The 10,573-nt window shown below is 37.1% G+C and carries 12 protein-coding genes; 7 read left to right on the top strand and 5 right to left on the bottom strand.

Annotated elements, in window-relative coordinates; translation table 11 throughout:
- Positions 1–194: 194 nt before the first annotated feature.
- The gene (locus HMPREF0023_RS06305; protein WP_004638805.1) at positions 195–407 is read left to right on the top strand and encodes a cold-shock protein; all 213 of its coding nucleotides are present in this window, start codon (positions 195–197) and stop codon (positions 405–407) included.
- A 101-nt stretch (positions 408–508) separates the two neighbouring features.
- On the opposite strand, the gene HMPREF0023_RS06300 is transcribed toward HMPREF0023_RS06305, so the two are convergent.
- The gene (locus tag HMPREF0023_RS06300; protein ID WP_005081017.1) at positions 509–1,555 is read right to left on the bottom strand and encodes a hypothetical protein; all 1,047 of its coding nucleotides are present in this window, start codon (positions 1,553–1,555) and stop codon (positions 509–511) included.
- 507 nt (positions 1,556–2,062) lie between these two features.
- Between HMPREF0023_RS06300 and HMPREF0023_RS16690 the strand changes: the two genes are divergently transcribed.
- From HMPREF0023_RS16690 to HMPREF0023_RS06290, 3 genes are all read left to right on the top strand, one after another.
- Entirely contained in the window at positions 2,063–2,224 is a 162-nt protein-coding gene (locus HMPREF0023_RS16690; protein WP_004638809.1) for a hypothetical protein, read from the top strand.
- Between the two features lie 113 nt (positions 2,225–2,337).
- Positions 2,338–2,772, top strand: coding sequence for an I78 family peptidase inhibitor (locus tag HMPREF0023_RS06295; RefSeq protein ID WP_005081013.1), 435 nt, complete (start codon positions 2,338–2,340; stop codon positions 2,770–2,772).
- Positions 2,773–2,973: 201 nt separating this feature from the next.
- Positions 2,974–3,534 (top strand): FxsA family protein, encoded by a 561-nt coding sequence (locus HMPREF0023_RS06290; RefSeq protein ID WP_004638810.1) that lies wholly within the window; start codon positions 2,974–2,976, stop codon positions 3,532–3,534.
- 44 nt (positions 3,535–3,578) lie between these two features.
- Here the strand turns inward: HMPREF0023_RS06290 and HMPREF0023_RS16685 are convergent, their stop codons facing one another.
- On the bottom strand, positions 3,579–3,752 hold the full coding sequence (locus tag HMPREF0023_RS16685) for a hypothetical protein (RefSeq protein WP_004638813.1): 174 nt from the start codon (positions 3,750–3,752) through the stop codon (positions 3,579–3,581).
- Between the two features lie 240 nt (positions 3,753–3,992).
- Between HMPREF0023_RS16685 and HMPREF0023_RS06285 the strand changes: the two genes are divergently transcribed.
- Complete coding sequence (locus HMPREF0023_RS06285) at positions 3,993–4,250, top strand: hypothetical protein (RefSeq protein WP_171055746.1); 258 nt, start codon at positions 3,993–3,995, stop codon at positions 4,248–4,250.
- 70 nt (positions 4,251–4,320) lie between these two features.
- Here the strand turns inward: HMPREF0023_RS06285 and metK are convergent, their stop codons facing one another.
- Positions 4,321–5,487 (bottom strand): methionine adenosyltransferase, encoded by a 1,167-nt coding sequence (gene metK, locus HMPREF0023_RS06280; protein ID WP_004638816.1) that lies wholly within the window; start codon positions 5,485–5,487, stop codon positions 4,321–4,323.
- Positions 5,488–5,868: 381 nt separating this feature from the next.
- Between metK and tkt the strand changes: the two genes are divergently transcribed.
- Positions 5,869–7,857 carry a transketolase gene (gene tkt, locus HMPREF0023_RS06275; RefSeq protein ID WP_008941515.1) on the top strand — a complete coding sequence of 663 codons (1,989 nt, stop codon included), beginning with the start codon at positions 5,869–5,871 and terminating at the stop codon, positions 7,855–7,857.
- A 60-nt stretch (positions 7,858–7,917) separates the two neighbouring features.
- Here tkt and HMPREF0023_RS06270 read toward each other — a convergent pair whose 3' ends face one another.
- Together HMPREF0023_RS06270 and HMPREF0023_RS06265 are read right to left on the bottom strand one after the other, a co-directional pair.
- On the bottom strand, positions 7,918–8,325 hold the full coding sequence (locus HMPREF0023_RS06270) for an OsmC family protein (protein ID WP_008941514.1): 408 nt from the start codon (positions 8,323–8,325) through the stop codon (positions 7,918–7,920).
- A gap of 106 nt (positions 8,326–8,431) precedes the next feature.
- Positions 8,432–9,523 carry a hypothetical protein gene (locus tag HMPREF0023_RS06265; protein WP_008941513.1) on the bottom strand — a complete coding sequence of 364 codons (1,092 nt, stop codon included), beginning with the start codon at positions 9,521–9,523 and terminating at the stop codon, positions 8,432–8,434.
- A 273-nt stretch (positions 9,524–9,796) separates the two neighbouring features.
- Between HMPREF0023_RS06265 and HMPREF0023_RS06260 the strand changes: the two genes are divergently transcribed.
- The gene (locus HMPREF0023_RS06260; RefSeq protein WP_004638828.1) at positions 9,797–10,378 is read left to right on the top strand and encodes a YceI family protein; all 582 of its coding nucleotides are present in this window, start codon (positions 9,797–9,799) and stop codon (positions 10,376–10,378) included.
- Positions 10,379–10,573: the final 195 nt, after the last annotated feature.

The raw sequence follows: 10,573 nt of genomic DNA, 5'->3' as shown, positions 1-10,573 counted from the left end.
AGATAGATATTGCGCAAAAAAAGTAAAGTCGTGTATAGTAAATATTAACTAGAAGAATAAGACTGCTGATTCAAAAAATCTTTTCATTTCGTAGTTTAGTCAAACCTTTCGTTTTATCAGATTTCTTCTCAGAGTTTATGATTCCAAGTTGCTTGCTGCTAAGCACCCTCCATTTTTAAAAATAGGTTAAAGATATGTCTAATACTGTTACTGGTACAGTGAAGTGGTTCAACGAAACTAAAGGTTTTGGCTTTATTCATGCAGACTCTGGACAAGATGTTTTTGCACATTTCAGTGAAATTCAAAGTACTGGCTTTAAAGTTTTACATGAAGGTCAAAGAGTTACTTTTACGATCACTGATGGTAAGAAAGGACCACAAGCAACAGGTATTACTGTTGTGCCTTAAAACACAGCAATAGCTTTAAAGAAGCCCGCGATTTGTGGGCTTCTTTGTGTTGATTATGCGAAAAATGATCGCAAGTGATGAGCTGGTTGTATTTAGCTTGATTACCAGCCACTGGCAACAGGTTTTTGGACAGGGTGGATTGGATAGGTAATTGTGACTAATTTAATATTACTACGGTCATAAAAAGTACTCCCTTGTATAAATAAGCAACTATTTACTGCTTTGGAGTTTAAGACGGCATTTATTTGAATCTTCTCAACTTTATATGAGGCATTGTGTTGAGAAGTATGAATGTTTTGATAATCTTGAGTTGTTCTATTCCATGGGATGTCAAAAAGTTTCTTCATACCACCACTGGCTGTTTTTCCTAACAAGTGATTTTCAACTGAGACTTTCAAAGGGTGTTGTATTTCACATTGTCTTTTTTCTTGAAAAGTTGGGCCATTACCGATGGCATACTTTCCACACATACAATTAATAGCCGCATTAGGATTTAAGTTGATAATAAAATCATCAATTTGAATAGATCCTTCAGTAAAACGTTTTGTTTTTTCAGTGATAGTGGGTTTTCCCATTGCGACAACACGATAAGCTACGAAGAGATCATTAGCGTTAATTTTTTTAGAGCTTAGTTTGTGACTATTGAGGGAGATATTGCTATTACCAAATTTTTTTAGGAGCGCAGATTCTACTTCTGCAGCGTAGCTGCTATCTGTTTTTATTGATATATTGCCGACACTGATTGCTTCATAGAGTACCTGAGTGTTCGCGGAAAGATCTAGCTCAGTTAAGTTTTTGACTGTAACGATTTTAATATCTTCTAATAAAACGCTTGTATGGTTTTGAGCTATAGGTGATAAATTTAAGATCTTATAAAAATTACTTATTATTTCTACACCGAATTGAGTCTTGGAATCAATTATTGTGTACGACTTGGTGGATATCAGGTTTTCTGGATTGGCTGCTTCACCTGTTGGACCAAAACCTTGTTGCCACTGTGCTCCAACGTTTACATCTTCTCTAGGGATATCCATAATTTTAAATCCCTTAAATTTTTCGAAGTTGCTCGCATTGTTTTCTATTTTCGGCAAAAGTGTGCAGCTAGACACAGCCAGCATTAAAGGTAAAATAATAATAGTTTTATTCATACACTTAACTTCTTTAACTGGCCTTTGCTATGTATTTATAGTGCACTGAATGTTAAGCTTTTTTCAAGTGACATAATTTATTTTTCGGACGAGTAGATTTGGGGTGTAGTGGATGATTGAGACAAATATTGTCACAAATGAATTAAATTTTTAAGAAAATACATTAAATGGGTATACGACCTTTTGCTAATTTCATTTCATTATTTTTTTAGGCAAATTAATAAGTGTAGTACATTTAAAGAGTGCTAAAGTGATGGAAAACTTAGAACCGTATGCTCATGGGTTTGAGCAAGAGATACATGTACATTGTTGTAAGCGATCTATGGGAACGTTGTTGTTTAGTCTAGTGATTTTGATTGCAACGAGTCTCTGAGAGATAAAGCACCTTCATGGTGCTTTTTATTTATGCAGTATTTCTATTCGTTGAATGAATGATCACCTATATTTATTTTTAATAATCGTGCTTTTTATTTAATATGTAAGGCTTATAGTAAAAGGAATAAGCCAATGGACATTATACAAATAAAAGATTTTTCTGCTGAAAAGGGATATACGAAAGCGATTATTGCAATGGATGAGTGGATAAGCGCAGCACCCTATTTTTATATGATTAAGGATCACTATTTAGTTGATGAGGCTATTCGGCTAGAGTATGTGATTATTCAGTAATTAAGCAAAACTATGAGTTTAGATCAGAAATAATACTTTCTGTTTCAAATCATAGACATAATAATTTATCATTTTTGATATCTTATTTTTTTCAAATTTAAGAATTCAAACTTATGAAAAAGATCTTATTTTTAGGTTTAATGATGACTTCACTTGCCGCATGTACATCTACACCAAGCAGTGAAATGACACCACCAAAAATTGGAATGGCGAATCCTGCAAGTAAATATTGTGTTGAACAGGGTGGTCAACTAGAAATTCGCAACGAAGCAAATGGACAAGTTGGTTACTGTAAACTACCAAATGGTCAAGTGGTTGAAGAGTGGGAGCTTTTCCGTGCGAGCCAACCTAAATGTTTAGCTGATGAAGCACAAAAATTAGTCGGTCAAACAGGTTTAACGGAAGCACAAATTAAAGAAAAAACCAAATCTGAAATTGTACGTAGTATCGGACCAAATCAACCTGTAACGATGGACTATCGTGAAAATCGTGTTACGGTTACCGTAGATCCAAAATCTAAAAAGATTACCCATGCAAGTTGTGGTTAAAACGTAAATCATTTATGGCTCTCAATTAAAAATATTTGATTGGGAGCTTTTTTATATCTGTGAAACATCGAAGACTTGATAAATCCAAAAAAGTACCCATCTCTTTAATTAGTTATTTTTTTTATTTGCTGTACTGGCTTTACTTTTATAAACTCTGTGCTGCACATTTTTTCAACCTTCTGAGATAGACGAAGCTTTGACATGAATCTACTTCTTATCGTGGTATTTGGCACAATTGCTGAAGTTTTAGTATGGATCGGCGTGGGCGACCTTGTGGGGAGTATGTGGTACGTATTCTTCTGGTTTATTATCGCCTTCTTTATCGGTCTAAATATTATGCGTTCAAGCACGTCAAGTATTATGCCGCAATTACAACAAATGCAAATGACAGGGCAGCTTGGTGGTGATCCAGCAGTAACGAAAAAGATAGCACTGGCTATGTCTGGTTTCTTATTAATGATTCCAGGATTAATTTCAGATGTGTTAGCTGTACTCGTGCTTATTCCTGCTGTTCAAACAGGTCTTCGTAATGCATTAATGAAAACCATGGCAAAACGTCAGCAAGCGATGATGGATCAAATGATGAATGGAATGGGTGGCGGTGCTGCAGGACAAAATCCTTTTGCTGATATGATGCGCCAAATGCAAGAGATGCAAAGACAGCAAGGTGGCGGTCAGTATCAAGATTCAACCATCATTGATGGTGAAGCAAGAGAAGTAAAACCAGAGCAAAAGAAAATTGAATTTAAAGATGTAAATTAAAATATAAACAAGCGACAAAAGCACACTTCAAAATAGTGTGCTTTTTATTGCTCATCTTTTGATTTAAGTGGCTTTTCTTCTGCTTCTGAGGTGGTTTTGGGGATTTGAGGTTGGTATTGGCTGGTTGTGAGCGTAGTAACTTTATTTTCCGATTGTTTGTAACTGCGACTACGATTGGCGCGCTCTCGAAATCCGCCTTTGTTAATCAGTTGGGTCATCAGATTTGATCCTGTAATCAAGTTTTAAAAAAGTATTTTAGCAAACAATTGCTTTGTAATCACATTGAGTACAGTTCTGTATGCAAGTCAAGTATCACATAAAATTGTCATAAAATTTTGTTACTTTGATTTTACATCTGAGTAATCTTGATTGAATTCTTATTTTTTTTCTCATAGGATGAAGTTATGGTCGTAAAACTGCTACCAAATGAAAATAAAAAATAAGAAGTGGGAGGATAAATGATGTTATCTCAATATCATTGTGCGTGTTGTGACAAGGTTGTTGCATCGACAGACAAAGAGTGCCCGTATTGCGGTTCACAACATATTCGTAGTCCATATGGCTTATGGATGTTTTGTATTGCTGCTTGTTTAGTTGTGGTGGTGATTGCCAAAGTTGTACATGTTTATGTTCAGCAGAACCATGAAGATCAAGTCATGCAAAAAAATTCACTATTTGAAATTTTTAAACATGAAAATACACATCCCAAAAACTAGATATTTTACTAGGAATAAAAAAAGCTCACAGCTTGTACTGTGAGCTTTAAGCTACTCTAAGATTTGAGGATTACAATCCTGCGGCATCTTTTAGGATGTCAACTTTATCTGTTTTTTCCCATGTAAATGCAGTGTCAGAGCCTTCACGACCGAAATGACCATAAGCTGCTGTTTGTTTGTACATCGGTTGAATCAGATTTAGCATACGTGTAATGCCATAAGGACGTAAGTCAAAATGTTCACGAACCAATTGCACGATTAACTCGTCTGATACTTTGCCTGTATTAAAAGTATTGATCGAGATAGACGTCGGTTCTGCAACACCAATTGCATAACTTACTTGGATTTCACATTTGTCAGCTAAACCAGCGGCAACAATGTTTTTTGCAACATAACGACCAGCATAAGCAGCTGAACGGTCCACTTTCGATGGATCTTTACCAGAGAAAGCACCGCCGCCATGACGCGCCATACCGCCGTAGGTATCTACAATAATTTTACGACCAGTTAAACCACAGTCACCAACAGGACCGCCAATCACAAACATACCCGTTGGGTTGATGTGGAATTTAGTTCCAGCATGAAACATCTCAGCAGGAATGATTGGTTTAACAATTTCTTCAATCACTGCTTCTTTGAGTTGAATTTGTGAAATTTCGGGATCATGTTGAGTTGAGAGTACAACTGCATCTAAGCGCACAGGTCTGCCATTTTCATAAGCAAATGTTACTTGGCTTTTCGCATCTGGACGTAACCAAGGTAGAGCACCTGAACGGCGTAATTCAGCTTGGCGTTCCATTAAACGGTGTGCATAAGAGATTGGGGCAGGCATGAGTACATCTGTCTCACGGCTTGCATAACCAAACATAAGACCTTGGTCACCAGCACCTTGATCTTCTGGCTTTTGACGATCAACACCTTGAGCAATCTCAGGAGATTGTTTACCGATCATGTTGATTACAGCACAGGTTGAACCATCAAAACCTAAATCTGAGTGGTGATAACCAATACCATTTACGGTTTGACGTACAATCGCTTCAAAGTCCACATTTGCAGTTGTTGTGATTTCACCAGCAAGAACAACAGCACCTGTTTTTACTAATGTTTCACAAGCGACACGCGCATACGGGTCTTCTTTTAGGATTGCATCTAAAATCGCATCACTAATCTGGTCAGCCATTTTATCTGGATGACCTTCGCTTACAGATTCTGAAGTAAAAACAGCATACTCGCGCATGAACGTCCTATCATTGGTATTTTCAAAAAGACAGAGTATGTTACATCGACTTGGCGGATAGGACTAGCATAAGCTGACCAAAAAGCATGAATTTATTTCATTTTCATTGTGTTTTTATTGATATGTGTATCAGAAAAACTAATATTAAAGCTTTAATTGATAAAGTTTTTCTGAATTGCTGATGTACTTTTTGAAAAAATACCTTTGAACAAATGTTTATCCTGTGAGCATTTACATAAAGAATTGTATTTGAACGATCAAAATATAAGAAATATCGTGTATTGCACTTTACCCCATCTTGTTTTTTTAAGACAATAGTCGCAGTTTTTGAAAGATGTTTTCTCATCTTCTTTTCTTATTGATTTAATCGGATTCTGACTTATGACAACCCCTTTAAATGAACGTCGTATTGCAAATGCAATTCGTGTCTTGGCTATGGATGCTGTGCAACAAGCAAACTCAGGGCATCCTGGTGCTCCAATGGGGATGGCAGATATCGCTGACGTAGTTTGGCGTGAATTTTTAAATCACAACCCGACAAACCCACAATGGGCAAACCGTGACCGTTTCGTATTGTCAAATGGTCATGGCTCAATGTTGCAATATGCGTTGTTACATTTGACGGGATATGATTTGTCTATTGAAGATTTAAAACAATTCCGTCAATTACACTCTAAAACTCCTGGTCATCCAGAATTAGGCTATGCACCGGGTATTGAAACGACAACTGGTCCGTTAGGTCAGGGTATTGCCAATGCAGTTGGTTTTGCTTTAGCTGAAAAAACTTTAGCTGCACAATTTAATAAAGATGGTTTAAACGTTGTTGATCACTTCACTTACTGTTTCTTAGGTGATGGCTGCTTGATGGAAGGTATTTCACATGAAGCATGTTCACTTGCAGGGACTTTAGGTCTTGGTAAGCTTGTTGTTTACTATGATGACAATGGTATTTCGATTGACGGTGAAGTTGAAGGTTGGTTTAGTGACGATACTGAACAGCGCTTTAATGCTTATGGCTGGCAAGTACTTCGTGTAGACGGGCATGATGCTGATGCAATTCGCCAAGCAACTGTTGAAGCGAAAGCAGAAAGCAATAAACCAACGATCATTATCTGTAAAACGATTATTGGTTTAGGCTCACCGAATAAACAAGGTAAAGAAGATTGCCACGGTGCACCACTTGGTAAAGATGAGATTGCTTTAACGCGTGAAGCATTGGGCTGGAAAGAAGATGCATTCGTAATTCCTGAAGATGTTTATGCAGCTTGGGATGCAAAAGCAAAAGGTCAAACTTCTGAAGCCGCTTGGAATGAATTGTTTGCTCAATACCAAGCAAAATATCCAACTGAGGCGGCTGAATTATTGCGTCGCATCAATGGTGATTTACCTACTGATTTTGCTGAAAAAGCAGATGCTTTCATTGCTGAAACTAATGCTAAAGCTGAAACCATTGCGACACGTAAAGCAAGCCAAAATACATTGCAAGCATTTGGCCCATTACTTCCTGAATTATTGGGTGGTTCTGCCGATTTAGCTGGTTCTAACTTAACACTTTGGAAAGGTTGCCAAGGCGTACAAGAAAATCCAGCGGGCAACTATGTGTACTATGGTGTTCGTGAATTCGGTATGACCGCAATCGCAAACGGTGTAGCATTACACGGTGGTTTTGTTCCTTACGTTGCTACATTCTTGATGTTTATGGAATATGCACGTAATGCAGTGCGTATGTCAGCATTAATGAAGCAACGCGTGATTCATGTTTATACGCATGACTCAATTGGTTTAGGTGAAGATGGTCCTACGCATCAACCAATCGAACAAATTGCATCATTGCGCGGTACGCCAAACTTAAATACTTGGCGTCCATGTGACACAGTTGAAGCTGCTGTTTCTTGGAAATCTGCGCTTGAGCGTAAAGATGGTCCGACAGCACTCATTTTCTCTCGTCAAAACTTACCATTCCAAGCACGTAATGAAGCTCAAATTCAAAACGTTGCAAAAGGTGGTTATGTGCTTGCTGAAGAAAAAGGTGAGTTGAAAGCAATCATCATTGCGACTGGCTCTGAAGTTTCATTGGCAATGGAAGCATATGCACAACTTGAAGGTGTGCGTGTCGTGTCTATGCCATGTGCTGAAGAATTCATGAAGCAAGATGCTGCATACCGTGAAGCTGTATTACCTGCACATATTCGTGCACGTGTAGCGGTTGAAGCGGCTCATGTGGATTACTGGTGGAAATTTGTTGGTTTAGATGGCAAAGTGATCGGTATGACCACTTACGGCGAATCTGCACCAGCAAAAGACTTGTTCCAGTTCTTCGGTATCACGACTGAAGCTGTTGTTGCTGCGGTTAAAGAACTGACTGCTTAATTGAATTAAGTGGTATAAAAAAGCGTCCTGATTAAGGACGCTTTTTTGATGATAATAGAATTAAATATTAAGTTCGGTTTGAATCGAAATATTTGACGTTAATAACTTATGAATCGGGCAGCTTTCCGCGACTTTTAATAAACGTTTGTGCTGATCGTCAGTAAATTCACCTTTGAGCACAATTTTACGCTCGATATTGTTATGACCTGATTCAGGTTGACCATTTGGGTTTAAACTCAAATCAACTTGAACGTGGTCAAGTTTAATTCCCTTATGCTTAGCGTACATTTCCAAGGTAATGGTAGTGCAAGCACCTAAAGCAGAAAGTAAAAGCTGAACAGGGTTGGGTGCTGTATCTTGACCACCTTTATCAGCAGGCTCATCCGCATGCCATGTATGACCAGATTCATCAGTCAGTGTTACGCGATAAGGGGTCAAAGTGCTCTCAGCTTGTACAGAATAAGTCATGATTTACCTTGTTGTTGGTATAAATGATTGAGCATATCTCAAAAGTGTTGCTTATTGGATGAAAATAAGGACATCAAAGCCCTTATTTTCAACGAGTTTGAGTATTTTAATAGCGCGCCTTGGCTAATAAGTTAGCATTTTGATCTAAAAACTCAGCATCTAAGAAATGAGCTTTACCACCATGATGGATTACCGTCGATAATATATCATCTACTATATCATCAGTCGTCGTCGTACCAGTATCAAGTTCAACAGTAGACGTTGCTGAATCAATATTCGCTGGCTGTATGTAACCTTTTTTAATAAAGATTTGGTCAAGGCGACCCTCATTTGCAGCACGGTAAATTGATGATAAATCCTCAATCAATAAATTCTGACTCTTTGCTTGATTGATTTCAGTTTGAGCAACTTCCTGAAGTTTGGTTCGGTATAAATTTACTTGCTCTTGGGCTTCTTCAATAATCAGGCGTGCTTCTGCTTCTAAGTTTGCACTGTTAGTAACAGTGGCGACAATTGCATTTGGATTGTCACAGACTTGTTGATAGAAAGAGACGGTACGCTCATCACCAACGACAATAATTGGTAAAGGATTTTGTTTATAGACTTCCTGAACGCTTTTATCAACACGATTTAGAAACTCTTTGATATAGTTTTCTTCTTTGGTTGCGTTTGAACGATCATTTGAGTTCGTTGTATAAAGATGCGTGTTTTCTAATGGGAATTCTAATCCTTGAAGTTCATCTTCTTGATTAAACTCATGTACGAGCTGATCGTTAAATACTTCAAATAATCGCCCATTCATTCTTGAAACAATCACCATGTAATAATGCACAGAACTGTTCAATTCACGGAGAATGTCTCGTGTAGCAAAATGTTGATCAATAATGACTCGTGGTTTTACCTTGAAAGGGAAGTTGAAAATTTGAGTACTTTCTGGTGTTGAGAAGATTGCTAAAGTATCGAGATTATAATTGTGATCATGCTCGGAAAGCTCTTTCTCAATTTGCTCTAATCGCGTATGAACCTCACGCTTATCATGGGTTTCAGATAAGCGAGTTTCTAATTCTTTGAGTGCATTTTTTAATGCAATTGCATCTTGCTGGTTATCTGGAAAAGTTCGATGTGTTGGAACAAAAATGCTGATCGCTGGATTGGCTTGAACCGTGTTTAATTGATCAAATACTTGTTGTAAATTCATGATGTTTCCTCTAAATGAAAATAATTAAAAATTTTTTAAAGGTGATTAATTTTTATAACATCGTTTGCTAAAAACCACGGTTAAAAAATGATAAGTTTTGTATAGCTCGAATTTGTGTAAGTTATGCTTTATTGTTGTTTGTGTGATTTATTTATCTATATAGATGTATAATCGTTGCAAAAATAAAACACTGTGTCATAAATCAACCGCAGTTTATTCCTACACTTTTCTACTACAATCAATGAAATTTTGAAAAAATGATTCGAGGATGCCATGAACAGATTAAAAACGTTATCTCTAGGTGTATGTTTAGTATTAGGTTCAACACTAGTACAAGCGAAGGCTGTTGATTACAAAATTGATCCAACTCACACAGCGACTGTTTTTAGCTGGAACCATTTCGGTTTTTCTACACCAAGTGCAAATTTCACTGATATTCAAGGTGTAATTAAAGTTGATAATGCAAAACCAGAAAATTCTTCAGTAAATGTTACGATCCCAGTTAGCAGCGTAAATACAAATGTTGTTGCACTGGACAAAGAATTCCAAGAAGAAGCTTGGTTTAATGCAGCAAAATATCCAAACATCACTTTTAAAAGTACGAAAGTAGAAACTAAAGATAAAAAGCACTTCAAAATTACAGGTGATTTGACTGTTAAAGGTGTGACCAAGCCTGTGGTATTGGATGCGGTATTAAATAAACAGGGCGAGCATCCGATGGCAAAAGTTCCTGCGATTGGTTTTAATGCAACCACTTCATTTGATCGTTCAGCATTTGGTATTGGAAATTACGTACCGAATGTTGGTGACAAGATCACTGTAAATATTACAACTGAAGCAACTGCTGCTAAGTAATATTTAACAAATAATAAAAAGCTCAGGTGAATACCTGAGCTTTTTGTTTTGATGAAGAAAAATTTTAATGCTTAGCTCGATTATTCTGTCGCATTGAATGCATCTGAATATGTAACATTGCCTGTCGGTGTATGATCATAAAAAGGCAAAACTTGAAAATATTCAGCAGGCACACCATCCAGAATTAGTTTTGGG

Source organism: Acinetobacter sp. ATCC 27244 (assembly GCF_000156555.1).
Classification (GTDB): Bacteria; Pseudomonadota; Gammaproteobacteria; order Pseudomonadales; family Moraxellaceae; genus Acinetobacter; species Acinetobacter haemolyticus.
Note: the sequence above shows the minus strand (reverse complement) of the source record. Positions and strands in the feature narration are given on the sequence as shown.

What these genes read in the sequence shown, in the direction of transcription:
- tkt (WP_008941515.1), top strand. Translation starts at nt 5,869, where the DNA reads ATGACAACCCCTTTAAATGAACGTCGTATTGCAAATGCAATTCGTGTC.
- metK (WP_004638816.1), bottom strand. Translation starts at nt 5,487, where the DNA reads ATGCGCGAGTATGCTGTTTTTACTTCAGAATCTGTAAGCGAAGGTCAT.
- HMPREF0023_RS06305 (WP_004638805.1), top strand. Translation starts at nt 195, where the DNA reads ATGTCTAATACTGTTACTGGTACAGTGAAGTGGTTCAACGAAACTAAA.
- HMPREF0023_RS06260 (WP_004638828.1), top strand. Translation starts at nt 9,797, where the DNA reads ATGAACAGATTAAAAACGTTATCTCTAGGTGTATGTTTAGTATTAGGT.
- HMPREF0023_RS06290 (WP_004638810.1), top strand. Translation starts at nt 2,974, where the DNA reads ATGAATCTACTTCTTATCGTGGTATTTGGCACAATTGCTGAAGTTTTA.
- HMPREF0023_RS06295 (WP_005081013.1), top strand. Translation starts at nt 2,338, where the DNA reads ATGAAAAAGATCTTATTTTTAGGTTTAATGATGACTTCACTTGCCGCA.
- HMPREF0023_RS16690 (WP_004638809.1), top strand. Translation starts at nt 2,063, where the DNA reads ATGGACATTATACAAATAAAAGATTTTTCTGCTGAAAAGGGATATACG.
- HMPREF0023_RS06300 (WP_005081017.1), bottom strand. Translation starts at nt 1,555, where the DNA reads ATGAATAAAACTATTATTATTTTACCTTTAATGCTGGCTGTGTCTAGC.
- HMPREF0023_RS06270 (WP_008941514.1), bottom strand. Translation starts at nt 8,325, where the DNA reads ATGACTTATTCTGTACAAGCTGAGAGCACTTTGACCCCTTATCGCGTA.
- HMPREF0023_RS06265 (WP_008941513.1), bottom strand. Translation starts at nt 9,523, where the DNA reads ATGAATTTACAACAAGTATTTGATCAATTAAACACGGTTCAAGCCAAT.
- HMPREF0023_RS16685 (WP_004638813.1), bottom strand. Translation starts at nt 3,752, where the DNA reads ATGACCCAACTGATTAACAAAGGCGGATTTCGAGAGCGCGCCAATCGT.
- HMPREF0023_RS06285 (WP_171055746.1), top strand. Translation starts at nt 3,993, where the DNA reads ATGATGTTATCTCAATATCATTGTGCGTGTTGTGACAAGGTTGTTGCA.